General features: G+C 49.1%; 21 protein-coding genes and 1 pseudogene. 12 read left to right on the top strand and 10 right to left on the bottom strand.

Annotation, left to right across the window (positions count from 1 at the left end; genetic code table 11):
- Positions 1-196: 196 nt before the first annotated feature.
- The 4 genes from ON05_RS28285 to ON05_RS28270 all read left to right on the top strand — a co-directional run bounded on the left by ON05_RS28285 (position 197) and on the right by ON05_RS28270 (position 2,675).
- A complete protein-coding gene (locus ON05_RS28285; protein WP_010477853.1) occupies positions 197-406 on the top strand; it encodes a DUF2997 domain-containing protein in 210 nt (69 codons plus the stop codon).
- 66 nt (positions 407-472) lie between these two features.
- Positions 473-859: a DUF1257 domain-containing protein gene (locus tag ON05_RS28280; RefSeq protein WP_010477855.1), complete on the top strand. Its 387-nt coding sequence runs from the start codon at positions 473-475 to the stop codon at positions 857-859.
- Positions 859-1,362 carry a ferredoxin gene (locus ON05_RS28275; protein ID WP_010477857.1) on the top strand — a complete coding sequence of 168 codons (504 nt, stop codon included), beginning with the start codon at positions 859-861 and terminating at the stop codon, positions 1,360-1,362. The genes ON05_RS28280 and ON05_RS28275 overlap by 1 nt, the downstream gene beginning before the upstream one ends.
- 32 nt (positions 1,363-1,394) lie before the next feature.
- Positions 1,395-2,675, top strand: coding sequence for a folylpolyglutamate synthase/dihydrofolate synthase family protein (locus ON05_RS28270; protein ID WP_010477859.1), 1,281 nt, complete (start codon positions 1,395-1,397; stop codon positions 2,673-2,675).
- On the opposite strand, the gene ON05_RS28265 is transcribed toward ON05_RS28270, so the two are convergent.
- Positions 2,657-3,937 carry a sugar ABC transporter substrate-binding protein gene (locus ON05_RS28265; protein WP_010477861.1) on the bottom strand — a complete coding sequence of 427 codons (1,281 nt, stop codon included), beginning with the start codon at positions 3,935-3,937 and terminating at the stop codon, positions 2,657-2,659. The two genes, ON05_RS28270 and ON05_RS28265, sit on opposite strands and share 19 nt — an antisense overlap.
- A 405-nt stretch (positions 3,938-4,342) precedes the next feature.
- Here ON05_RS28265 and ON05_RS28260 point away from each other — a divergent pair, with 405 nt between their 5' ends.
- Entirely contained in the window at positions 4,343-6,310 is a 1,968-nt protein-coding gene (locus tag ON05_RS28260) for a DICT sensory domain-containing protein (protein ID WP_010477863.1), read from the top strand.
- On the opposite strand, the gene trpS is transcribed toward ON05_RS28260, so the two are convergent.
- Complete coding sequence (gene trpS, locus ON05_RS28255; protein ID WP_010477865.1) at positions 6,307-7,317, bottom strand: tryptophan--tRNA ligase; 1,011 nt, start codon at positions 7,315-7,317, stop codon at positions 6,307-6,309. The two genes, ON05_RS28260 and trpS, sit on opposite strands and share 4 nt — an antisense overlap.
- A 1,011-nt stretch (positions 7,318-8,328) precedes the next feature.
- Here trpS and ON05_RS28250 point away from each other — a divergent pair.
- Complete coding sequence (locus tag ON05_RS28250) at positions 8,329-8,928, top strand: hypothetical protein (RefSeq protein ID WP_010477868.1); 600 nt, start codon at positions 8,329-8,331, stop codon at positions 8,926-8,928.
- Positions 8,929-9,062: 134 nt separating this feature from the next.
- On the opposite strand, the gene bioB is transcribed toward ON05_RS28250, so the two are convergent.
- The 5 genes from bioB to ON05_RS28225 form a co-directional block, all read right to left on the bottom strand.
- A complete protein-coding gene (gene bioB, locus ON05_RS28245; protein ID WP_010477870.1) occupies positions 9,063-10,139 on the bottom strand; it encodes a biotin synthase BioB in 1,077 nt (358 codons plus the stop codon).
- 83 nt (positions 10,140-10,222) lie between these two features.
- On the bottom strand, positions 10,223-10,816 hold the full coding sequence (locus ON05_RS28240) for a DUF4178 domain-containing protein (protein ID WP_010477872.1): 594 nt from the start codon (positions 10,814-10,816) through the stop codon (positions 10,223-10,225).
- A gap of 19 nt (positions 10,817-10,835) precedes the next feature.
- A complete protein-coding gene (locus ON05_RS28235; protein WP_010477875.1) occupies positions 10,836-12,404 on the bottom strand; it encodes a polyamine aminopropyltransferase in 1,569 nt (522 codons plus the stop codon).
- 8 nt (positions 12,405-12,412) lie between these two features.
- Positions 12,413-12,643 carry a hypothetical protein gene (locus tag ON05_RS28230; RefSeq protein WP_010477877.1) on the bottom strand — a complete coding sequence of 77 codons (231 nt, stop codon included), beginning with the start codon at positions 12,641-12,643 and terminating at the stop codon, positions 12,413-12,415.
- Positions 12,644-12,714: 71 nt separating this feature from the next.
- Positions 12,715-13,668, bottom strand: a complete 954-nt coding sequence (locus tag ON05_RS28225; RefSeq protein ID WP_262562450.1) for a hypothetical protein — start codon at positions 13,666-13,668, stop codon at positions 12,715-12,717.
- A gap of 261 nt (positions 13,669-13,929) precedes the next feature.
- Here ON05_RS28225 and mnmE point away from each other — a divergent pair, with 261 nt between their 5' ends.
- From mnmE to ON05_RS28205, 4 genes are all read left to right on the top strand, one after another.
- Positions 13,930-15,297: a tRNA uridine-5-carboxymethylaminomethyl(34) synthesis GTPase MnmE gene (gene mnmE, locus ON05_RS28220; protein WP_010477881.1), complete on the top strand. Its 1,368-nt coding sequence runs from the start codon at positions 13,930-13,932 to the stop codon at positions 15,295-15,297.
- Between the two features lie 158 nt (positions 15,298-15,455).
- Positions 15,456-16,928, top strand: coding sequence for an ATP-binding protein (locus ON05_RS28215; RefSeq protein WP_010477883.1), 1,473 nt, complete (start codon positions 15,456-15,458; stop codon positions 16,926-16,928).
- A complete protein-coding gene (locus tag ON05_RS28210; RefSeq protein ID WP_010477886.1) occupies positions 16,925-17,395 on the top strand; it encodes a response regulator in 471 nt (156 codons plus the stop codon). Before ON05_RS28215 ends, ON05_RS28210 begins: the two co-directional genes overlap by 4 nt.
- Positions 17,382-19,499 (top strand): bifunctional diguanylate cyclase/phosphodiesterase, encoded by a 2,118-nt coding sequence (locus ON05_RS28205; protein ID WP_010477888.1) that lies wholly within the window; start codon positions 17,382-17,384, stop codon positions 19,497-19,499. The genes ON05_RS28210 and ON05_RS28205 overlap by 14 nt, the downstream gene beginning before the upstream one ends.
- Before the next feature lie 85 nt (positions 19,500-19,584).
- Here ON05_RS28205 and ON05_RS28200 read toward each other — a convergent pair whose 3' ends face one another.
- Complete coding sequence (locus ON05_RS28200) at positions 19,585-20,736, bottom strand: alpha/beta hydrolase (protein ID WP_010477890.1); 1,152 nt, start codon at positions 20,734-20,736, stop codon at positions 19,585-19,587.
- A 63-nt stretch (positions 20,737-20,799) separates the two neighbouring features.
- On the opposite strand from ON05_RS28200, the gene ON05_RS28195 reads away from it, so the two are divergent.
- A complete protein-coding gene (locus ON05_RS28195; protein WP_010477892.1) occupies positions 20,800-21,510 on the top strand; it encodes an HAD-IA family hydrolase in 711 nt (236 codons plus the stop codon).
- On the opposite strand, the gene ON05_RS28190 is transcribed toward ON05_RS28195, so the two are convergent.
- Complete coding sequence (locus ON05_RS28190; protein WP_010477894.1) at positions 21,481-21,702, bottom strand: hypothetical protein; 222 nt, start codon at positions 21,700-21,702, stop codon at positions 21,481-21,483. The two genes, ON05_RS28195 and ON05_RS28190, sit on opposite strands and share 30 nt — an antisense overlap.
- Before the next feature lie 88 nt (positions 21,703-21,790).
- Between ON05_RS28190 and rppA the strand changes: the two genes are divergently transcribed.
- The gene (gene rppA, locus ON05_RS28185) at positions 21,791-22,516 is read left to right on the top strand and encodes a two-component system response regulator RppA (RefSeq protein WP_010477896.1); all 726 of its coding nucleotides are present in this window, start codon (positions 21,791-21,793) and stop codon (positions 22,514-22,516) included.
- Positions 22,517-22,885: 369 nt separating this feature from the next.
- Here the strand turns inward: rppA and ON05_RS28180 are convergent.
- Positions 22,886-23,951, bottom strand: a pseudogene (locus ON05_RS28180) (ISKra4 family transposase).
- Positions 23,952-24,044: the final 93 nt, after the last annotated feature.

Below are 24,044 nucleotides of genomic sequence, written 5' to 3'. Positions count from 1 at the left end.
AAATTTTACATATCAAGACTTGACGCCTTTTGAGTCTTCTTAGAAACTAATTTCAAGTCGTTACTCTCTCGATCAAGAACTTTTGTTATAATTTGTCCTAAATTGATAACGGTTCATTAAGACAACTTATATAGGTTCGATGCTGGAGTGCATTGGATCTTGCCCAGCTCCTCTAGTCTTCGGTGGTTTATAAAGCATGGAAACCCTTGAGTTTGTCATTTACCCAGATGGTCGGGTGCAAGAAATGGTGACCGGCATCGTAGGCGCGTCCTGTGCAGAAGTGACTGCCGCTATTGAAGCCCAACTTGGCAAAGTGGTGAGCCATCAACCCACCTCAGAATTTTTTACTCAACCAGATACCTTGCAGCAGACTGCTGTCAATCAAGTTGGCCATAGCCAATGGTAAATCCTGGGTTTTAGGCTCAAGTTTCCTCTCCTAATTGTTCATATCACTCACAAAAATTAAGTCACTATGTCTCATTTCAGCCAAATCAAAACTCAAATTCGTAACCTGCCTTCATTGCAGGCAGCTTTAAACGATCTCGGTTTAGACTGGAAAGCTGGCCCTCAGCCCATTAGAGGCTACAAAGGCAAAACCCAATCTGCTGAGTTGGTGATTGAACAAGACAACGGCTATGACATTGGCTTCAGCAAAACAGACGAAGCGTATGAGCTTGTTGCTGACATGGACTTTTGGCAGCAGGCTTGGTCCGTTGATCGCTTCTTAGAGCAAGTGACTCAGCGCTATGCGTACCACACTGTGATTAATACCACTGCTCAGCAAGGCTTCCAGGTCGCCGAGCAAGTCAATAATGAAGATGGCTCCATTCGCCTAGTGGTTCAGCGCTGGAATGCGTGATGACTGATTTAAAAAATGCTGGCGTCCCCGACGGGACGCCAAAATCTACTCAACCTGCTTCCTCACGCTCAGGCTTAGAGCCTGAACTGGGGGGTGGGTTTCGTACTGAAAATGAGCGTACTGGTCTAGAACCTGAGCTGGGCGGTGTGATTCGCCAAAAAGGGGTTTATGTAGATGAACCGACCTGTATTGGCTGTAAGCATTGTGCCCACGTTGCGAGAAACACATTTTATATCGAGCCAGGATATGGGCGGTCACGGGTGTTTCGGCAGGATGGTGATGCGTTTGAGATTGTCCAAGAAGCGATTGATACTTGCCCTGTAGATTGTATTCATTGGGTCGACTATACGCAGCTGCAGCAGCTAGAAGCCGATCGGAAATATCAACAGGTGAATATTCTTGGCTCCCAAATTCCGGCGACCTATACTAAGCGGGTGGTACCCAAAAAAGCAGGACGCAAACCTCGCCCAATTTCCTTGGATAATTCGGGGCCAGGGCTCTGAGTCCTTCCGTTTGTTTCTAATGGCTGCTCTCATTGTTTTCATCTCTAATTAGTCGTTACGAGCGGTTTGGTATACATCTGGGCCTAGAGCGGATCCAGTATCTGCTTGATCAAATTGGGCAACCTCACCTGCAGGTGCCGATCATTCATGTGGCCGGTACGAATGGCAAGGGGTCTGTTTGTGCCTATCTGTCGTCCGTATTAACAGCGGCTGGGTATCGAGTCGGCCGCTATACCTCTCCCCATTTGGTGGACTGGACTGAACGAATTTGTATTAATAATCAGCCCATTGAGACCTCAGCCCTGACAAAGCTTTTAGTGGATTTAGAGGCAGAGATGGCCTCGATTTCCTTACCATCTCCGCTCACCCAATTTGAGGTGATCACTGCCCTGGCTTGGCAGTATTTTGCCCAGCAGCAGGTGGATCTGGCGGTGATTGAAGTGGGGTTGGGGGGACGCTTAGATGCGACGAATGTTTGTGAGCAGCCCTTAGTCAGCGTGATTACCTCATTAAGTCGCGAACATTGGCAGCGCTTAGGACCGACTTTGGCCGATATCGCTGGGGAAAAGGCAGGAGTTCTAAAGGCCCAGCGGCCCGCGGTGGTGGGTCCCCTACCCCCCGAAGCTGCAGCAGTAGTCCAGGCCAAAATTCAACAGCTTAACTGCCCGGCGACCTGGCCTCAACCGGCTCGGCGAGTTAAGGCTCCCCATGCCACTCCTGATACGTTGCCTTGGGCAGAATCGGCGGGTGTGATATTTCCCCTCAGCTTGCCGGGGGAGATTCAATTGACGAATACGGCGGTTGCGATCGCAACCCTCCAACAGCTTCAACTCCAAGGCTGGCAGATTTCAGATGAAGCCATTATCACCGGGATGGCGAATACCCGTTGGCCGGGACGGTTGCAGTGGGTTCACTGGCGACAGCACCCATTACTGATTGACGGTGCCCATAATGTAGCAGCAGCTCGGGGCTTACGACAGCATGTGGATAGCCAGCAACCGCCTCAGGTCCATTGGCTCATGGGCATGTTATCCACTAAGGATCACCAAGATATTCTGGAGATTCTTCTGCAGCCAGGGGATACCCTATCCCTAGTTCCAGTTCCCGGCCACAGTAGCGCTGAACCCCAAGCCTTAGCAGAATTGGCGAAGACGGTTTGTCCTAGGTTGGCGTGTTGTCAGTGCTTTCCCAGCCTAGAAAAAGCATTAGAGGATGCCTTTAGACCTGAGCCCGAGACACCCTCAATGCATGTGTTATGTGGTTCGTTATATCTCGTGGGACACTATCTGCAAACTTATGCTCCTACGGTTTGATTCCAGGCTTTCTCGGCATCGGTGATGGCTTGATCTACCGACTTCTTATCGAGCATGGCCTGCTGCAGATTCTCATAGAGGATTTTCTGCAGTTTTTTGATGTCCTTCATGGCCGGAATCAAGATCTCAGCATCCTCCATTTGTTGGGCGCTGACGACCCGAGCTTGGGAGATATCATCGCCGTCTTTTACTTCACTGAAATAAGGATTTGCTAAAGACTCTGTGGTAGAAGGCAGAACATCAGCTTCTTTAGCAAAGGTGAGCTGATTCTCAGGGTTGGTGACAAACAGGGCGAATTTAAGGGCGGCTTCTGCTTTATCCGTATCTTTAGGGATGATCAGGTTCATGACCGCCACATTTTTTTTGCCCGTGGAGCCTGTAATTTGAGGGGCCGCAACAGAGTTTTTGGCAATGTTAGGGGCATTGGTTTTAACACTATTCAAAAATTGAGGGCTGGAAGACAGCAAGGCCACTTCCCCTGATTGATATAAATCAACGGCTCGCTTATGTCCTTCGGTCAAGACTGCGGGGGGGATTAGTTTTTGTTTGTAGAGATCCACCCAATATTGGAAGGCGGCTTTCCCTTCCGGGGAGTTGAAGGCGGCCTTACCTGCAGGATCCACTAGCTTGACCCCCATTTGGACAAAGGATTCCATTAACTCTCCAGAATCCGTGGGCACCGTGGTTACAAAGAAGGCATATTTCCCTGTTTTATCTTTGATTTTCTTGGCTGCAGCTGCCAATTCTGCATAGGTCTTAGGAGGTTCTGAAATGCCAGCCTCATCAAAAATTTCTTTGTTGTAAATGGCGATCCGGGCCGTTAAGTACCAGGGAATGCCAAAGGTTTTGCCGTTCAAGGAACTGGCATCCCAAATATTAGAGAGATAGCGATCGCGATCGGCTTGGTCGATGGCTTCATCTAAATCCAACCAACTCCCTTTACTGGCTAGCTGAGAGGCAAAGTCAGGATTGAGATTGACGACATCGGGAGCCGTCTTAGCAGCGACAGCCGCGAGAATTTTGCTTTGCATGGCCGCCCAGGGCACATCCGTCCACTTCACCTTGATCTCTGGATTATCTTTTTCAAACTGGTCAATAACCTGCTCAAAATAGGCGTCGAATTTGGGCGAGAGCTGCATCGTCCAAAAATCCAGGGTATTGCCATTACTTTGGGGGGCTGGTGTGCAGCTAATTAACCAACTCAGGAATATCCCGAGTAAGGTTAACAGGCCAAAGCGTTGCCAAGTTTTTCGTTGAATCATGGGTTATGCGATCGCTTGTCAGAAAATATTGAGTAACAGTTTACGCTGATCCGAATCCTTTTCTCGTGACTTTGTTCCAATGCCGCTTGGACGCAAAATGGATTAACTCTAGATCTGGGATAAAAATAAGGCCTAATTATCGAGGGGTAGAACTTGGCTAAGTCTAGTGAAGTACAGCATTAAGGGCACCGTCCTGCGCTATGCTGGCTAGTACTGGGTCAATCATAAATTCATATTTCTGAATTTATATGTTGTTGGTTATCCGAACCTTTTTAGCCATAAGGGGGGGCGCATCCTTGGCTTTATGCCAAAACGAGCCTCAGTTCGCTTTTTTCTGCTGTTAACTTTCCCTACTCGTGTCAGGCCGTTGTCCCTAATCTAAGCAAGATTCAGCAAACTGTTGGTGTGAGTAATTTAGACTCTTTGTTGCAGACTCTGTTAACGGACTTACCAGATCTGCATCCACAGATGTATTTTAAGTCGTCTCTCAATGCTCTCTGTCGGGCCATTGAAGATGTTGTGTTGGCGGGAAATGAAGCCCCCCTCGTCATCGCTAGTTTTCAACAGGAGCGCTTTTATCGCCAAGAAACCCGTCGATACCAGCGTATTGCTCAAAAGACAGATCATGTCTATGTCCTGGCGGCCCCCGAGCCGGAATCCAGTTTTGCGATCGCATCGGATCAATACGAAACCATTCCCCTCGATCTTGAGGATAGTTTGGCCAACGAAAAACATTTGATTATTGTTGGTCAAGACTACACGGCCTGCTTGGCCTGCCAAGAACAGAAAAAAGTACTCACTTCCGTAGAACAGTCTCAACGATATGAAGGCATTTGGACCTTTGAGCGAGACGTATGCCTGCATGCCGCCAACCTTTTATTGGATCGGATTGCCCAATATCGTCCTGAGCTAGCGTCCAAAGTCAAAAAGGCCAAGAAGCAATACTGTTTAACCTCGGCCGCTTCCATTCCGCCTTTGCCTGTCTTGCAGTCGCGGGTGTTTGGCCAACGACTGGTGACCTATTTACAGGCGAGTCAATATAAATTACTCAAAGCCTATCGAGCCCTATCAGCCAAAGAACGAAAAGAGCGGTTTGCTAATGCCATGACGGCTGCGATCCGCCAATCCCTTGACCCGAAAGAAGTGTTGGCGGTTGCCGTCAATGAGTTAGGTAAAGTATTCGAGCATTGTCGGTGTATTCTCTACTGTTGCGATCGCACCGATGAAGCCGTTGAAATCGAGTATGAATTTGTGGCCCCAGGCTTGCCCTCCTTACAAGGAACCCCCTGGCCCATTAGCACCAATCCTCTCTTATCTGTTGCTCTAGCCCAAGAACGGGCCATTGCCATTGCCGATGTCTTTGAGGTTCAACACCTGCGCCAGGATAAAAAATTTGCAGCCAAGTTAGAACAATGGCAAATTCATTCCTGGTTGATTGCCCCCATTCGACATCAGGGAGAATTGTTGGGGGTCTTAGAGTTGCACCATGGTGGACCCCTGATTTATCAGTGGCATGAAAATGATATTGCCCTAGTCGAAGCCATTGCTGCCCAAGCCGGGGTTGCCCTCACCCAAGCTCAAGCCTATTCAGATTCTGAATCCCTCAACCGCAACTTGGCTGCTCTCGAACAAACCCGGAGTAATTTGATTGCCATTGTCGGCCATGAACTGCGGACTCCCCTGTCTACTATCCAGGTTTGTTTAGAAAGTTTGGATAGTGAACCGGATATTTCGCCAGTCTTTCGTCAAGCCCTCCTGAGCACGGCCCTAGAAGACTTAGGTCGTTTGCGGGATTTGATTCAAGATATTCTGATTCTCTCTCGGTTAGAGGGGGGACAAATCTATAACCAAATCGAGTCCATTGAATTTCAAGAAACCCTAGAGCTGGCCTTGAGTTCCATGCGATCGAGCAACAACAGTAAAGATCTACCCACCATCAGCGTGGAGGTTGATCCGCATCTACCCACCATTCAGGTCGATGCGGAAGGCCTAGAAGAAGTGCTTAATCGGATTCTGGACAATGCTTGTAAGTTCACAGGGGTGGATGGGGAAGTGACCATTCAAGCCCATATTTCCCCAGACGATGACTGTTTGGAAGTCATTGTCGCCGATACCGGGAGAGGCATTGAGCCGAGCCGATTGGAATCTATCTTTGATTCTTTCTATCAAGAAGAAGACTTTCTGCGGCGTAGTAAAGGTGGTACGGGCTTGGGATTAGCCATTTGCCGACAAGTGATTCAAGGGATGAAGGGCAGAATCTGGGCGGAATCTGCCGGACGCGATCAAGGCAGTGCCTTTCATTTCACGCTGCCCTTAGAAGCGCCTAGTGACTCCCAAGATCTAATGCCGGTTACCCAAACCAGTCACCCTTAGAGGGGCCGAGAATAACCCAAGGCATCCTTGACCTTCGTTAAGGTCTTGTTGGCAATCTCACTGGCTTGGTCTTTGCCCTGTTGGAGAACCCCCTCCAAATCTTGTTTATTCGTCATTAACGCTGTATAGCGGTCTTGGATGGGGCGCAGGCCCTCAATCATTACCTCAGTCAGCAGGGGCTTGAACTGTCCCCAGCCCATCTCTGCACATTCCTCTGCGACTGCCGTTTTAGCTTGCCCTGACATTAACTGATATAAGGTGAGCAGATTTTGGCATTCTGGGCGGTCTGGATCATCAAAACTTAGTCCTCGGACGGGATCAGTTTTGCATCGCTTAATTTTATTGCGAATTTGATCGGGAGTGTCTAGCAAGGTAATTCGACTTTGTTCCGAGGGATCTGACTTGGACATTTTATTGGTGCCGTCTGTCAGGCTCATGATCCGGGCTCCCTCCGGGCGAATAAGAGGCTCTGGCACCTTGAGAATAGGATTCTCTTCGGTTCCATACTGAAAGTTCAGACGGGCTGCAATATCTCTGGTGAGTTCTAGATGCTGCTTTTGGTCTTCCCCCACGGGCACTAGATCCGCTTGATACAGCAGGATGTCGGCGGCTTGCAAAACGGGATAGTCGAGTAAGCCAATGCTGACGTTCTCTCCTTGCTTAAGGGCCTTCTCTTTGAACTGGATCATGCGCTCGAGCCAATTCAGCGGTGTAATACAGTTAAATAGCCAGGCCAGTTCTGCATGGGCAGAGATATGAGACTGAACAAAAATTGTAGTGTGTTCAGGATCTAAGCCGCAGGCCAAATACAGGGCAGCAAGGGAATAGGTATTATCGGCTAGTTGTTGAGGATCATGGGGAACAGTGATGGCATGGAGATCCGCAATAAAAAAATAGTTTTCATAGTTGCTCTGTCCTTCGACCCAATTCCGAATGGCTCCCAAGTAATTACCTAAGTGAAGGGTGCCAGTGGGTTGGACACCTGAAAGAACACGTTGCTTACCCATGCTTTAAATGTTTGAATCGTTGATCACAATGCAATCTGCACAGTGATCTAGTGTGACATAGCTTCTGTCTGCTCGCTCTTGAGGTTTTTATAGAACTCAATATTGATGTTGATGCATCCGTGTAAGCACGGATATTGTTCTAAAGAGATCAGAGGGGCAGTCAAAGTTTGATTATCTTGCGCTCAGAGGATTTTAGCGATTCCTTCAAAAAAATCCGAAATAGTACGGAAAATTTTCCCCAAAAATATCCTTCAAGTTCAGTAGTTCTGCGGTTTAGCCTATCGGGTGTTTCCAGCTATGTTAGGTTCATTGGGCTGTCATACCCCCCGCATAAGCCCAGTTCAAGTCCCCGAAATGGCAACTTGCACCGAAAGGGTAAGGCGCAGATTAGCAGGCCTAAAATCCAAGCATTACGGGGTATGGATGCTGCTAGTGTCGAAGGGACTTTCCTTAATCTCAGTGGATGCCCTCTGCAATATCTGTTGCAGAGGGCATTGCTGCTTTAAAGCGTTTTACTCGATTTGCTTAAGTTCAGAGAATTTTGAATCATTAGGGTTAAAGCGGCATAGGCATGACAGAATATTCTAAATTCTTGACTAGGCTTTATTTATCGGAACTACGCAAATGATCTCTGGATTGAGAGAATACCAGAAGAGATTGTTCACAAACCTTAAACTTTTAAGGCGAAGGGATTTCCACTGCTGTGGATGTGTTGCTCTCACAGGTATTACGGTTCCCCTCTGGGAAAAATTTGGATTCTGTTTCAAGAGATTAAGGTTTGCTGAATTTTTCCAATCCAAAGGAGTGAGGGCTCTAAAATTTGTCCAGGGAATAATTTTCCATCCTAATTTCAACTGACTCTAGTTGCTTTTTCGGAGTTGTTTGGCATAATGTAGCGAGTACCTGAAAATTTGCATAAGTATTGGCTTACACAGCTTATTTCGCAGATTTATGGTAACTTCGTCTTCGAATATCAAGCGGGGAAAACCATCTAAGGATCGAATCTCAACTATGAAATTGTTAAAGACATGTGGCTCATTGACTGCCTTATCGCTGGTCGTTTTGTATAACGCTATAAATACTCCCTTCAGCCATGCTGCTCAGCTTGGTCTTGGGGATTCGATTGAGGCTGACTCAAAGCTCAATACAGAGACCGCTCAAAGCGATGTTTGCGAAGAAGAGCCCATTATTTCCCCTGAAGCTTTGCAAGAGTCTTCTGGCCCATTAAGCCAAGATTTAGGTCCCAACTTGCTGGCTAATGCGACCACCTCGGATGTGCCAACCGGGCTGCTGTCCTCTCAGACCCTCATTGCAGAGAATGGGTTGATTGATTGTGGCATTGGCGGTGTCGCTCCTGAAGGGGGTTTACCCGCTGCCGCAGGTTTTCCTTTGGCGGCTGCATTAATTCCAGCAGGTGCGGCAGCGGCAGCACTTCCGTTCGTTGTTGGCGGTGATGATGATCCCGCTGACCCTGCACCTCCAGTCATTGACCCCCCTGATCCAGCTCCTCCTAGCGTTCCTGAGCCTGCTGAAGCGGCTACCGCTGGTTTATTTGCCTGCTTGGGCGTTGTTGGTGTGTTGGCTAAACGGAAGATGAACCGTTCTCGCTAATATTCTCAGACTGCAAACTCTCATAGCCTGGGTGATTATATTCGATTATTCAGGTTGTGGATCAAAATTCGATCCTTAATAAATGCCTTGAAGAAAAAGTCTTCAAGGCATTTCTGTTGATTAATGTTTTTCCCTTATGAGTTGGAACAACTGATGGTGGTTTGTGGATTCAAAATGTTGGGATTGTCATCCAACTGAAATTGGGATGTTGCACTCAGATCGCCTGTCAACGAAGTCTCTCCGGCAACCTCGAAACCTGCATCATGAATGAGCTGGTAGACTTGGTCGACACTATGGCCTCTTGTGGCTAGATAGCCTTCCACAAAAAGAGAGTTGGCGGGGTAAAGTGCCAGAGCTTGCAAGCTTCTTAAATGTCCTTCTCTGCCACCCCCAATGCGAATCTCAGCTTTGGGGTTCACGAATCGAAATAGACACAGAATCCGTAAGCAGCGTTGGGGCGTGAGCTGGTTACAGTCATAAATGGGATTCCCAGAAATGGGTATCAGGAAGTTAATGGGAATCGAGGGGACCTGGTACTCATGTAGTTGATAGGCTACGTCAACGATATCCTGGTCCGTTTCGCCCATGCCTGCAATCATGCCGCTACATAAATCTAGTCCAGCTGACCGAGCTGCTTTTAACGTGTTAATTCGATCTTGAAATGTATGGGTGGTGACGATATCAGGTGTGTGTGACTCGCTGGTATTGAGATTGTGGTTGAGACGGTCTAGTCCTGCTTCCTTGAGGACAGCAGCCTGTTCTTGGTCCATTAAACCGGCAGAAAGACAGGTTTGAATCCCCACTTCAGTTTTGATGCGGCGAATAATATGGGCTAAATGCTGGGTCCGTTCGGCAGTCGGTCCTCGACCGCTCGACACCATGCAGTACCGATATACCCCCTTCGCTTTGGCTTCATAGGCCTCTTGGATAATGTCCTCTTCGCTTTTGAGCGGATATTTTTTGATCGGGGCATCGGAAATTTTAGACTGGGCGCAATAGCCACAATCTTCTGGGCAGAGGCCGTTTTGAATATCATTGATGCGGTGTAGCATTACTTGCCGACCAAAATAGGTCATGCGCACCTCTCCGGCTGCCGCAACCAAGGACAGTAGGTCGATATTGGGGTCCGATAAAAGGGTTAAGGCTGAAGCTTGGGGGAAAGTCTCTTCTGACAAGGCGATTCTGACCCACTCACTGAAATCGCTGCCCATACTTGACCTCTGACTTCCCTAACGGTGTAACTTAGTCAGAATATCCTATTGCGTATCTGGTCTGAACCAAACGTTGCGCAACATTAAGCCCCGTAAATGCGACGACCATCTCCTGGGAGTAAGGTCAGCATGGAGGGATGAATTTTTTGACCAATCGTCACTTCAATATCGCCATCCCAGTTCTCGATGGAGAGAATTTTGTTGTCTGGTCCCTGATAGTCAAAATAGTGGCATCGTTCGGCATTGCGATTCAGGGTCGACCCTTTGCGGGTCATTTGGGCCATGCCAGATCCCTTATGGCGGTAGGTCTCATTGGCGAAGGTCAGTTCTGGGGGCGGATTGGTGCCGACTTCTAAGGCTGTGGTGACCTCTAAAAGCGCTACTTCAACCACATCATCTTCTTCAACGGAGAGCCACTGACGGCGGTTGCCGTCTTGGAGTAGATACTCTAACCAGGAGTAGCCTTGATCGTCATAGACGAGTTTGCCTTCAACCACCCAATCAATTCCTAGATGTTGGACAATATCCCCCACTTCTAGGGTAAAAACAGTGCGTTCGAGGGACGGTAATGCTTGGGGCTGGGAGGCGAAGGGGAGGGATTTGCCAGACTGTTGTCTCATATAGAGAACAACACCCAGTACGCCCATGATGATGATAAATAGCCAAAGGTAAGCCATAGTCTGCCTCTAGAGTGTTTCAATAATAGGCCGACCAGCGTGGATCGGCTTGGTACTGAACTATAACTGGATCGGTGAGCCGATTGATCTTGGCGTTACCGATAGAAATATCTTTGGGAAGTTGAAAGAGTTCAGGGAGGAGGGCCGGGGTCAGGAACTGAGTGGGAACCGTTAGGCTTTGGGATGAAAACTGGACTGGCTTCGGCGACGCCAAGACAAACCCCCAGGGACCAAAGCTCGGCACATTGACGGTGTAGGGATAAACTTGCAAATCAGTAGCTGTCAGGGTTGTGGCGATACAGTCCATAACCTTTGGAGCAAAAAAAGGACTGGATGCCTGGGTGACGAAGATGCCGTTGGGGGCGAGGCGAGCGAACAGTTGTCGATAAAACCCTTGAGAGTAGAGCTTGGCGAGGGCCGGGCGATCGGGATCTGGGAAATCGGCAATGATGATGTCAAAGGTATCCGGCAGTTGAGGGGCGAGCTTAAAGGCATCTCCATACACCACGTCTACCCGAGGATCGTCTAGGGCATGGGCGTTGCGATCGACGAGCACCGGATACTGACGGGCGAGTTTCACGACGGCAGGATCTAGCTCAACAAGCACCACTTTTTCAACTTCCGGCCATTTAAGGATTTCCCTCACGGCCATGCCGTCTCCAGCGCCGAGCACCAGCACTTGGCGTCGCTGGGGATGGGTGCTCAGGGCTGGATGGACCAGGGCTTCGTGATAGCGGTATTCATCGACGGTGGATAGCTGGAGGTCACCATCGAGATACAGTCGTGTATCGTTGCCAGAGCGGGTGAGGACGATGCGCTGGTAGGTGGACTGAATACGACTAACAATGGGGGCTCTGTACAGGGTATTTTCTAAGCGATCGCTAAACGGTATCACGAACGGAGCAAACACACATAAGCCAACGCCGATGCAGAGGCCCCAATAACTCCAGGACCGCATGCCTCGAAACAAGCGTCCTAACCGAAAGACCATAAAAGCGGGTAAAGACCCGATCAGCACGGCGGTGGGAAATAATCCCAACAGGGGCAGAAGTAGGACTGGAAACGCCAAAGAACCGATTAAAGCGCCAACATAATCTAAGGCCAAGACGCCAGCAAGGGCGAACTTGACGTCCCGATCCTGTTCAATAATGCGAGTCAAAATGGGGACTTCTAGGCCCGAAAGAATACCCAAAATGAGGGTGACAAGAAAGAGCCCTAGCCAAATCGGTCCATCGGCGACAAAAACGACAAACAGTCCAATGGGTAAGCCAGCGGTTAATGGGGCAACCCACAACTCAATTTGTAAGAAAACTTTGATTAACTGGCTTTGTTGATTGTCTACGGCAATAAATTGACTGATATAGGCCCCTAATCCCATGGCAGCTAGAAAGCCCCCTACGGCTACACCGTAAGCTAAGGCAGTATTGCCGACTAAATAACTGGCTAGGGTTCCTAAGAGTAATTCTGCGGCGAGGCCCACACTGGAAGAGATGGCAGCGGCTGCCAGTAACCAGCGTTGCTGACTAGAGCTGAGAGGAATAGATTCAGGCCTCTGGACTGCCCCAGAAGTTGATTCTGACTCGGCCATACCGCAGCTTATTTACCCACGCCCAGACTGCCACCCCGAAATCCACTGTAGGAAGACCGGGCCGGAGAGACGATCCAAACACCTCCCCGATAGCGCCCAGACGTTCGGGTGCCGTGACGGGTCCAGTAATGGGGTTGATTTTCTTGTCGGAGCTGAAAGGCGGAGCGTTGGGTGTATGCAGCCAAGATAGAAGCGACTACAATGGCGACTGTTGCGACTGAAAAAAGTTTTGTCAGCATAGTTTAAAAGGTTTCTACTGCCATCCTAAATGAGAAAAAATCGAGTTGCATCTTTGAGAAGGGGGCTGGATTTAGGCTGCGCCAATATGGGCGACTTTGACGGCCCCTAAAGTCACAGCACCTTGCTTGATGATCAGCCGCGTTGAATCGACAGGAGCATCGGGGGTGACTTCTACATAAAACCCGTAGGAACTGGGTTTTTCCAGCACCAGAAAAAAGGTGGCTTGACCATGGGTACTGTCGATATCGCCGTCTTCATCCCGCTTGAATTTGAGGGGCATCACTTCCGAGGCATTAAACAGCTCATCACCATTGCCGTCTCTGACCATTAGTCGGCAGTTGAGAGAAGGAGGAGAGGTTTCGTCGGCCACAGTTTTGACGATGACTTTGATCAGTTTGTTTGGCCCCCCGGCATTGACTCGGTCCCCTAAGTCACTATCCCCAATGCTTTTATCGCTTAAGGTGGCTCCAGCCGACTTGGAAAAGAGACAGGTTAAACCCGCCATCAGTAAGCCACCCCAAAACCCAGGCCATAGATAGCGGGTGTCGATAATGCCTTGATTGACTTTAATGCGGAAGGAAACGGACTCGGTGAGGGTCTGGTTACGAGAGGTGCCATACTCCAGCACCTCGACCACAACAGTTAGGGGTTCCGCTTTGGCACTACTGACATCTAAACCTGCGTCTAAATCATCTTCTTGCCAGGTGCCTGTTTGCCCTTCTTCGCGCCAAATCCCTGACTCATTCCAGGCATTTTTGAGACCGGCTGCCAAGATTTTGTCTTGTTGGTCGCGAATTTGCACCTCATAGGCGAGGTAGCGATTGGTGGGGATTCGGGCCGTGACATCTACTCGGACCGCGCCAATGGCTTGAGGCTTAACTTTAAACGGCTGTAATCGTGCAGGTTGACCTTCCCGGGCCTGCAGGGTTTTGGAGGCTAACGGCTTGACGAAAAAAATGGAACTCAATCCGGCCAAAATGATCATGCCAACAGCGCCAAGGGCCAAGTAAACCCAAATGTTCATAAACCGGCGTGTTGTTTTATATTCAACTTGACTGGGCATGGGTATGGATGACAGGTAACAGTAAGAGGCTCGGTTTGCTTCAGGACGGCGAGCCTGCAGGCCAGTATAGCTTGGCTAGAAGGCTAACAATTTGACGAAGACCTTAAGAGTCAGCATCAATCGATTTGAGGACGGAGGGCCGATAAGGAAGGGACAATGCCAAAGGTCTCACCATAAACTGGTTGACATTGCTTGTATAAACAGACATCTCCCGGACCGCTTATGAAGCAAACTACGATTGCTGCGATCGCAACCGCTATTGTGCCCCAACAGGGCAGTATTGGTATCGTTCGCTTGTCGGGGGCAGATGCAGTATCGATTGCAAAGCAGCTGTTTCATACACCGGGAAACCAGCTATGGGAGAGCCATCGGGTGCTTTATGGGTATATTCAACAGCCTTCGACTCAGCAGGTGATTGATGAAGCTTTGTTGCTGTTGATGTTGGCCCCTCGCTCCTATACCCGGGAAGATGTGGTGGAATTCCATTGCCATGGGGGTATGATTCCGGTGCAGCAGGTGTTAGAAGCGTGCTTGCAAGCGGGGGCTGAGCTGGCACAGCCGGGAGAATTTACCCTCAGAGCTTTTTTGAATGGCCGCTTGGACTTGACCCAGGCTGAAGGGGTAGCAGATTTGGTGGGGGCGCGTTCTCCCCAGGCGGCACAGGCAGCCTTAGCAGGTGTGCAGGGCAAGCTGGCATCCCCCATTCGAGTGCTGCGGCAGCGCTGTCTGGATACCCTAGCAGAAGTAGAGGCTAGGGTCGATTTTGAGGATGATTTACCGCCCTTGGATGAAGTCAGTGTTCAGGCTGAATTGCAAGAGATTCATACTACCCTTCAAGCGATCTTGGCGACGGCAGATCAGGGGGAATTGCTGCGCAATGGTTTGAAGGTGGCGATTGTTGGTCGTCCGAATGTGGGGAAGTCGAGTTTATTGAATGCGTGGTGTCGATGCGATCGCGCCATCGTTACGGATCTCCCCGGCACCACACGAGATGTGGTGGAATCCCAGTTAGTGGTGGGAGGCATTCCCATTCAGGTTTTAGATACCGCAGGTATTCGCGAGACCAAAGATCAGGTTGAACAAATTGGCGTTACGCGATCACATCGAGCAGCTCAATCAGCTGACCTGGTCTTGCTCACCATCGATGCCTCTGCTGGATGGACTTCCGAAGATCAGCAGCTCTATCAGGTGTTTCAAGGGCTGCCGATGATTTTGATTGTGAATAAAGTGGATTTAGTCCCCCAAGAGCAGGTGATTTACCCTGAAACAATTGCTCAGGTGGTGTCTACCATTGCCGCCCAAAACCAGGGCATCTCTGAATTGGAAACGGCAATATTGGAAACGGTGCAAACTCGGTCTCTGCAAGCTGCCAATTTAGATTGGGCGATTAATCAGCGACAGGCCGCCGCTTTGCAGAAAGCCCAAACCGCTTTGGAGCATGTTCAGGTTGCGATCGCAGATCAGCTCCCCCTAGATTTCTGGACCATAGACTTGAGAGGGGCAATTCAGGCCTTAGGCGAAATCACGGGAGAAGACATCACAGAATCAGTGCTCGACCGAATATTTAGCCGTTTTTGTATTGGTAAATAGGTCGTAATTAGAATACTTTTTAAAACTTCACATATCGCGTTTATTGTGATGTCCATCAATGATTTGTTCCAAAGGTAGGAAATCCTGGGAATTCTAACCAAAGGGAACCTGACAAAAGGATCAGGGCACCAGGATGTATTGCCTTTGGAATTTAGCTTTTGTTTAAGTTACTGCGATATTTTTCGATTGCGAGTTTAGTTGCCTGTGGGAGCGCCACCCTCTTCTTGCGGCACTATAATCAGCAAACGACAACGGCCCAACTGATTAGTGCGAGTGAGCAAAAGAATGTTGAAATTACCCAAGTCTTTGCTAATTCGGTATGGCCTCAGCACAAATCTTTCTTGAGTTCTACGGAGTCCTTATCTAGGAAAGACTTACAAAATCACCCTCAGATTGAAGATATCGATGACACCGTTCGTCGTCTGATTCAAGGAACGTCCATCGCCAAACTCAAAATTTTCGATTTAAACGGTCGAGTGGTGTTTTCGACCAACGCCAAACAAATTGGTCAGGATAAATCGAAATATTCTGGATTCCTGACAGCGCGTTCTGGTGAAACCATCACTAAGCTGTCCCATAGAAAGAAATTTCGGAGTGTACAGGGACTCCTGACAGAAAAAAAACTGATTTCCAGCTATTTACCCCTGCGGCCTCAGGGTGCTGATTCAGAGATTGAAGGTGTGATCGAGGTCTATAGCAATGTCACACCGCTCGTACAACAGGTAGAAGACGCTCAGCAAGAAGGGCTGATCGCCGTTATCGTTATCTTTGTCGGGCTATATGGGGTACTCGTCATTATCGTTGGCTATGCTCAAGCCGTTCTGATACGGCAGGAAAAAGCCAAGCAGGAAGCTGAAGCCAAGCTAGCAGAAGAGTCTGAGGCGTTAGCTCGTTCGAATGAAGCCTTACTCCGCTCCAATAAGGAATTAGAACAATTTGCCTATGTAGCCTCCCATGATTTACAAGAGCCCCTCCGCAAAATTGAGGCCTTTGGTGATCGATTACAAACGAAATGTAGAGATGATCTGAGCGATCGGGGGAAAGATTATGTGGACCGCATGCAAAAAGCGGCGGGCCGCATGCGGCAACTGGTGCAGAACCTATTGGCTTTTTCTCGAGTGACGTCAAAGTCACAACCCTTTACTGAAGTTGATCTCAATGAAGTGGTGGGCAGCGTTTTAGATGATCTGGAAATTCGGATTCAGGAAACGGAGGCCCAGGTTGAGGTGACTGCGTTACCTACGATTGATGCTGAACCGATGCAAATTCGCCAACTGTTTCAAAACCTGATTAGTAATGCTCTCAAGTTTCGTCAGCCGGATCAGCCCCTCTGCATCACGATTGGCGGGCAGTCGGTTAATGAAAGTACTGAGACCGAGAGCCTGTACCAAATTAGCGTTGAAGATAATGGAATTGGCTTTGAGCAAAAGTATACGGACCGTATTTTTCGAGTGTTTCAGCGTTTACATAGTCGCAATGAATATGATGGCACGGGCATTGGCCTAGCGGTCTGTGCCAAAATTGCCGAGCATCATGGTGGCACCATCACTGCTGAAAGCTCACCGGGCCAAGGCGCAACATTTTTCATCACCTTACCGCTTACCCAAACCTCCATGGAGCCCCAATCATGACCTCAGTCAATGCTGCCCCAATCACGATTTTGATGGCTGACGATGATGAAGATGATCGGATGCTTACGGCCGAAGCTCTAGAGGAGAGCCGACTGAGTAATGATCTTCGCTTTGTCAAAGATGGCGAAGAGTTGATGGATTACTTATTTCGTCGAGGTCAATATACCGACCCAAAAACGTCGCCTCGCCCTGGTCTGATCTTACTGGATCTCAATATGCCGAAGAAAGACGGACGAGAAGCCTTGCAGGAGATTAAAGCGAATCCTGAACTTCGCCGCATTCCGATTGTAGTCTTAACCACCTCTAATACGGATATTGATATTTATCGCAGTTATGACTTGGGGGCCAATACCTACATCACCAAACCTGTGACCTTTGACGCATTAGTTGAGGTGATGCAAACCCTAGGCCAGTATTGGTTTACTGTTGTGGCATTACCCCCGGAGCAATGTTGTGAGGCATCTTGATCCACTGCATATCAAACTATTGCTGGTGGAAGATGATGAAGATGACTATTTCTTTTTTGAAGATCTCCTAGACGATTTTCAAAGCATCCAGTTCGATCTGGACTGGGCGGATACCTATGACAAAGGACTACAGGCGGTTCAGCGTCACCAGCATGATATTTATGTGTTCGATTTTCGCTTAGGCAGTCGAACAGGCTTGGACTTGTTAGAGGAAGTGGTTGCTTTAGGCCATCGGATTCCGATTATCTTGTTGACGGGCCAGGAAGATCGCGAGATCGACTTAGCTGCGATGACAGCAGGGGCGACGGATTATTTGGTGAAAGGGACGATTACGTCTGCTTTACTGGAGCGGTCGATCCGGTATGCCATTAACCATACTCGGACATTAGTGGCGTTGCAGGAGCGAGAAGAACAATATAATCTGGTGGCCCAAGCCTCAAATGATGGCCTTTGGGATTGGAACTTACAAACCCATCAAGTTTATTATTCTCCCCGTTGGGCCGCGATTATTGGCCAAGCCGAAGCGGCGCTTCAACCTTCCATTCAGGAATGGTTTGACCGTATTCACCCGGAAGATAAGGAACGATTCCGCACCGATTTACGGCGGCATTTGCGACGAGAAACAACTGCCTTTGAATGTCAATATCGTATGCTTCACCTGGACCAGTCCTATCGTTGGGTCAGTAGCCGCGGCATGGCGGTGTTTGGTCCCCATAATCGTGTGGTACGGATGGCCGGGTCACATACCGATCTCACCAACCATGTGGCGCTATACGATCATCTCACGGAGTTGCCGAGTCGGGCGTTATTTTTGGACCAGCTTCACCGGACCCTGACACGCGTCAATCGCCAGACGAACTATCTATTTGCCGTGCTGTTTCTGGATTGCGATCGGTTTAAGGTGATTAATGATAGTTTGGGCCATGCCATTGGGGATCAGCTACTGATTGAAGTGGCTAAACGTCTGACGGCGGCGTTACGCCCCGGTGATGTGATTGCCCGGTTAGGCGGCGATGAATTTGCCATTCTTCTGGAAAATATTGCTGGGCAAGATCAAGCGGAACAAGTGGCCAGTCGCTTGAATCGTGAGCTAGAGAAAGCCTTTGAACTTCAGGGGCATACAGTTTATATTTCGGCCAGTATCGGTATTGCTCTGAATTCAGACCATTCGCCCCAGGCTGAAAATTTATTACGGGATGCGGATAATGCCATGTATCGGGCCAAAGCCCTGGGCAAGTCTAGATATGTCGTCTTTGAAGCAGCCATGCGCGATCGCGTTCAGGCATTGCTTCGGGTAGAAACCGATCTGCGAGCCGCCATTGCCAACCAAGAATTTCAGCTCTACTATCAACCGATTATTTCCCTCAAAACCCATGAAATCGTTAGCTTAGAAGCGCTGATCCGTTGGCAACATCCTCAGCGAGGCCTAATTTCACCCCAGGAATTTATTCCTGTAGCAGAGGAAACAGGATTAATCCTAGCGATTGGTCAGTGGGTCCTGGAAGAATCCTGTCAACAGTTATGGCAGTGGCATCAGACCCTGACTGAGATTCCACCCTTGAGTATTAGCGTTAATCTATCCCGTAAGCAATTTTCTCAGGCCAGTTTAGGCAAACAAATCCAATCGATTCTATCGGAGACGGGAGTCAGTGCCCGTCACCTCAAGCTAGAAATTACAGAAACCATGATTATGGAAAATGAGGTGATGGTGTCTGAACTCATTAGTCAACTGCGCGCTTTGGGGCTTCAACTCCAGATCGACGACTTTGGGACAGGGTATTCATCTCTGAGCTTTTTACATAACTTCCCCTTAGACACCCTGAAAATCGATCGTTCCTTTATTGAAGGGTTGGTGACCGATACGGAAAAGTCGGAAATTGTGCGAACCATGATTACCTTGGCCCACAACTTAGGGATGACTGCGATTGCTGAGGGAGTAGAAACCCAAGCACAGCTGCAATGGCTCCAGCAACATCATTGTGATTGTGTTCAGGGCTACTTATTGTCTAAGCCCCTTTCAGCGGATCAAATGCAAAAAGCGCTGATGCAGTCTCACAGGGTGTTTGTACAACCATTGGAGACTAGCACTGTGGCCTCTGCCTAAGGTCTAGAATTTGACCAGAGGGCAAGCGATGCTCTCCTGCTGTGACTATTCAAGTGACGGTTCAAGGGAGTCTTGGGAGGGGATTCTATGACTCCCGATCAGCGTTGATCGATTGTAAGAAATGACTCAGGCTGGTTTCCCATAAAGCTCGATCAATCCCAATCAGTTGGTGATGTCCTCCATCTGGTGCAATCACCAATTGTTTGGGGGCGGTGATTTGCTGAAAGAGGGTTTTGACTTCTGCCACGGTAGTCCAAGGGTCTTGCTGGCCCTGCATCACTAAGGTGGGGCATTGGATAGCACGGGCAAATTCAACGGGATTATGGCTAAATCCATTGACACCATGCTGTACGCCTCCCCAAAAGACCAGTAATTCTGCTAAAGGAAACGGAGGGATCTGGTGATGTTGTAGGCGGCTACGGACGGCATCAATAAATCGGGCAAAAGGAAGCTCAATAATGATGGCATCGGGCTGGAGGTTTTGAGTTGCGATCGCATTCAGTATCGCTGCACTCCCCATAGACACGCCATAGGCAATGACGGGTGGCTGTAAATCCAGAGCAGGTAATGCGTTGAATGCGACGACGACATCTTCCGCTTCTCGCATCCCTACCGTTGTGCTGTATCCACTGGAACCGCCCACTCCTCGATAATCGACTAGGAGGGAGTTATAGCCTAACTGCGAAAAAGTTTGGGCAGGACCGATGAGCTGCCGGTCCTTCGTACTGCGATTGCCAGGAAACATCACCACTGTCCCTTGAGCAGGAGTGCCTGTCGCTGGAATCAGCCAGGCTTCTAGCCAGGCAGATGAATTGATTGGCAATCGATGGGTGGAGTAGGATAGGCCCCGTTCTTGGGGTGTACGGATATTAGTGGGTTTAGGAAAGCCCAGCCCCCACTGTCCTGGGTCACGAACATGGGTGAGGGTATAGGCAGCCAAATAAGTGCTGGCGTTCAGGCTAATCAGCAAAAAAAGACTGATAAAGAGCACTCTCCGCCGCCAACGGAGTGTTCGAGGGGCTGCCCGCGGAGATTGATGCCACCCCTTCATGATCTGGGCGGCTATCCAGCAGGACAGACTGCCACCTCCTAAAAAGGCCAGAACCGGCTTCAGGGGGAGTTGCCAAGCATTGATGATCTGTAACCCATGTAAAACCATAACCAGCAACACCAGGCTGATCAGAAGCCCCAACAGGACCCGCCCCGCTTTGGCCAGAAGTTTATGGGAATGATTCATCCGTGTTTCGCCCTGGTACCATGATCGATGGCCTATCCGCTACCGTTATTCCCAAGCTAACCTATGAAGCCCTCTGTTATTTTTCTCGATGCCGTTGGTACCTTATTTGGGGTACAGGGGACGGTGGGAGAGATTTATAGCCGCTTTGCGGCCCAAGCAGGGGTTCAGGTTGACCCCCAATCTTTGAATCAAGCCTTTATCGAAAGCTTCTTCTCCGCCCCGAAAGCGGCCTTCCCAGGGGTTGCGCCATCAGACTTGCCTGCCCAGGAATTGCGTTGGTGGAAGGCGGTGGCTACCCGTGCCTTTCAACAGGTAGATGCCTTTTCTGCTTTTGCCGATTTTGATGATTTCTTTCAAATTTTGTTTGATCACTTCGCCACCCCCGACCCTTGGTTTGTTTATCCTGAAGTGCCGCAGGTTCTTCAACAATGGCAGCAGCAAGGCATTCAATTAGGGGTGATATCTAATTTTGACAGTCGGTTACATTCAGTTTTGGCCGCCCTAAACCTGAGGGATTATTTTGACACCGTTACCAGTTCTACCGAAGTCGGTGCTGCCAAACCAGACCCTCAGGTCTTTACCGTTGCGTTAGCCAAACATCCCGACAGGATGAACGGGGCTTGGCATATTGGTGATAGTTGGGAGGATGACTATCAAGGGGCTGAACAGGCCGGACTGAGAGGTTTGTGGTTAAACCGATCTGGCAAAACTCCCCCAGGACCGACCTATACAGAAATTACAGATCTATCCCGATTGACGTTGACCTCGGAGTAGTAACAACCCCCCAAGCACCAGGGAAGGTGTGAGTACGACCCCCAAAGCCAAGGGATTGGAGCCAGAAATGGGTAGAAGGGGACCTAAAGCTTTGATGGCAACCGATAGGATAGTGGAAAGGCCCAAGACTTTGAGGACAAAGCCGAGACTGCTGTTCCCACTTTGAGGAGAGGCGTTTTCGGGTTGTGGCATAATCCTGTGTAATCCTACCTGGGGCAATGCTGGGGATCTTCCCTTAACAGTACCCTATGCTCTGGCTAGATAGCTGCTGGTGTGATCGATGAGTCAAATCTTGCTAGTTGATGATGAGGTTGAACTAACCGATGCCCTTAGCCGTCTGCTCAAGCGAGAGGGGTATGGCGTGGATGTTGCCAATGATGGGGAAGCCGCTTTACTCGCGGTGCAGCGCCAGATCGGACAGGGACTCCTGTATGACTTACTGATCCTGGATTGGATGTTGCCCAAATTGTCGGGGATTGAAGTGTGTCAGGAGTTGAGATCGCAATCCCAACTCACCCCCGTTTTATTCCTGACCGCCAAAGATACCCTAGACGATCGGGTACAAGGCCTGGATGCGGGTGCAGATGACTACCTAGTCAAGCCCTTTGAATTAAGAGAGCTACTGGCACGTGTGCGGGCGCTTCTGCGTCGGAGTGAGCAGTTCTCGCAAACATCGCCGGAATCCTTGTCCCAGCGCATCCAGATGGAAGGCTTAGAACTGGATTTGGAAAGCCAAATTGCCTATTGTCAGGGACAGGCAATCACCTTGTCAGAAAAAGAGAGTCAACTGCTGACCTATCTGATGCAACACCCTCACCAACTGCTCACCCATGACCAGATTTACCAACATCTATGGCCGAGTGGCGATCAACCGAGTAGCAATGTCTTAGCCGCCCAAATTCGGCTGCTGCGTCGAAAAATTGCCGCCAAAAACTCTCCACCGCTCATCCATACGATCTATGGCAAAGGATATTGGTTTGGGTCCAAGGTAGAGACGGAACCGTAATATTTGTGATGATGGAATAACAGATATTTAAAAATAAAAAAGCTCTTGAGAGTCTTGCCGTGTTTCGACCTCAAGAGCTTTTCATCTGAATCACTCCTCACTGGCTTTAGAATATCTTGAAGAATGTTGTTGAATGACAGAAAAGTGACACTTTTTGGAGTGTCACCTCACTTTTCTAACCTATAGCAGATCGCGCTAATCTGTTCCGATTTACGCATAGAAAAGTGAGGGATCTAATAAAGGTTCAGGCCCCTATTCTTAAGGCTTTGACGATTGCCACCGACTGGCAGTGAGATGGATTAAATGATGAATTATCTAGGTTAGATTCTCACCGTAGATGGAAGTCATGGGATGTTAACAGGGAGCATGTCACCTTTGCATTCCAATTAAGCCATTGAGGTAAGCACACCGATGTGCCAGCACTTGCGGGACATTACTTTCATTCCACTGCGCCCCTGAAATTTTGACTCTGCGACTAATCTGCTTGATAGCAGATTCAACAGCCCCAGACCCAATAGAGCAGATTTGCTCACTCTGGTAATAGTCATAATTGACGATCCGATGCCGATGTTTGCGAACATAGTTGCAAAAGACTTGGGCCTGCTTTTTCTTCAATGACTCAAATAGAGCCAAGGTTTCATCAACCTTCCCCTGCCATAAGAGCTGCTCAGCCTGGTGCAGACGTTTGAGGGACCCACCGACCTTATGAAGATTTTCCACCAGATGGTACCAGTCCAGAATCTCTCGCCGTTGCTCAGGTATGCTCAGCTGACGAATGATATTCCAAATGCCATCATGACCATCCCCTAAACAAGTCAGTGGAGAGGCTAACGGTTGCTGGTGAGTCCAGTCAATGAGCCGGGCATTATTGTGATAATCCGCGATGAGTCCCACATGCGTTGCCAGGGTTTTATAGTCTTTCCACTGACAAGGGTGTCCTAAAGGGGTGCGGATGCGCACTTTGCCACCATCTACACTCACTTCGGTTAAAGCTTCATGAGCCTGGGGGGTAGGAAACCGTTGTTGATGCACCAATCGCTGCTGGGTTTTGGCTGGTACCTGAATCCCAGTTAAATAAGCCACATCTTTAGCAGTTTGAGCATAGGAGACATTGGCACTGATGCGCAAGCAACAATTCTCTAAATGAGGACTGATTTGACGATAGGGGGAAACGGCTAGATGCTGTGCCTGTTGAGTTGTAATGCTTAGAACGCCCAAGGTGCTTTCAGGCGTCGGTTGCGGCCTGCTGCTGTGCCAGTAGCTGTGCGGATAAAAAATGACCGAGTTCGGGACTGACATGGGTCTGAATTTGCTGACGCACCGTCATCTCAATACCTTCTAGCGTCTTCAGGTTCTCTGGATCGCTTTCTTCGTACAGTAATTGGGCTATCGCATCAAGATGGACTTTGAGTTGAGCTGCTTTTTCGGAGTTCATTGATGAAGACTTCTGGGCAACACTTGTATCCTGAACGATTTCAAAACAATCTGCAAAGGTGACATGCTCCCTGTTAACAGCTACCCTTCTCCT

This window comes from Acaryochloris sp. CCMEE 5410 (genome assembly GCF_000238775.2).
In the GTDB taxonomy this organism is placed as follows: Bacteria; Cyanobacteriota; Cyanobacteriia; order Thermosynechococcales; family Thermosynechococcaceae; genus Acaryochloris.
This window is presented reverse-complemented; position numbering and strand designations above follow the sequence as displayed.

Bases quoted from the DNA above. Each gene is read 5' to 3' on its own strand.
- ON05_RS28190 (WP_010477894.1), bottom strand. From the start codon at position 21,702: ATGCCACAACCCGAAAACGCCTCTCCTCAAAGTGGGAACAGCAGTCTC.
- ON05_RS28275 (WP_010477857.1), top strand. From the start codon at position 859: ATGACTGATTTAAAAAATGCTGGCGTCCCCGACGGGACGCCAAAATCT.
- ON05_RS28265 (WP_010477861.1), bottom strand. From the start codon at position 3,937: ATGATTCAACGAAAAACTTGGCAACGCTTTGGCCTGTTAACCTTACTC.
- ON05_RS28240 (WP_010477872.1), bottom strand. From the start codon at position 10,816: ATGGCTTACCTTTGGCTATTTATCATCATCATGGGCGTACTGGGTGTT.
- trpS (WP_010477865.1), bottom strand. From the start codon at position 7,317: ATGGGTAAGCAACGTGTTCTTTCAGGTGTCCAACCCACTGGCACCCTT.
- ON05_RS28235 (WP_010477875.1), bottom strand. From the start codon at position 12,404: ATGGCCGAGTCAGAATCAACTTCTGGGGCAGTCCAGAGGCCTGAATCT.
- ON05_RS28225 (WP_262562450.1), bottom strand. From the start codon at position 13,668: ATGAACATTTGGGTTTACTTGGCCCTTGGCGCTGTTGGCATGATCATT.
- ON05_RS28250 (WP_010477868.1), top strand. From the start codon at position 8,329: ATGAAATTGTTAAAGACATGTGGCTCATTGACTGCCTTATCGCTGGTC.
- mnmE (WP_010477881.1), top strand. From the start codon at position 13,930: ATGAAGCAAACTACGATTGCTGCGATCGCAACCGCTATTGTGCCCCAA.
- ON05_RS28195 (WP_010477892.1), top strand. From the start codon at position 20,800: ATGAAGCCCTCTGTTATTTTTCTCGATGCCGTTGGTACCTTATTTGGG.
- ON05_RS28200 (WP_010477890.1), bottom strand. From the start codon at position 20,736: ATGAATCATTCCCATAAACTTCTGGCCAAAGCGGGGCGGGTCCTGTTG.
- rppA (WP_010477896.1), top strand. From the start codon at position 21,791: ATGAGTCAAATCTTGCTAGTTGATGATGAGGTTGAACTAACCGATGCC.
- ON05_RS28230 (WP_010477877.1), bottom strand. From the start codon at position 12,643: ATGCTGACAAAACTTTTTTCAGTCGCAACAGTCGCCATTGTAGTCGCT.
- bioB (WP_010477870.1), bottom strand. From the start codon at position 10,139: ATGGGCAGCGATTTCAGTGAGTGGGTCAGAATCGCCTTGTCAGAAGAG.
- ON05_RS28210 (WP_010477886.1), top strand. From the start codon at position 16,925: ATGACCTCAGTCAATGCTGCCCCAATCACGATTTTGATGGCTGACGAT.
- ON05_RS28285 (WP_010477853.1), top strand. From the start codon at position 197: ATGGAAACCCTTGAGTTTGTCATTTACCCAGATGGTCGGGTGCAAGAA.
- ON05_RS28280 (WP_010477855.1), top strand. From the start codon at position 473: ATGTCTCATTTCAGCCAAATCAAAACTCAAATTCGTAACCTGCCTTCA.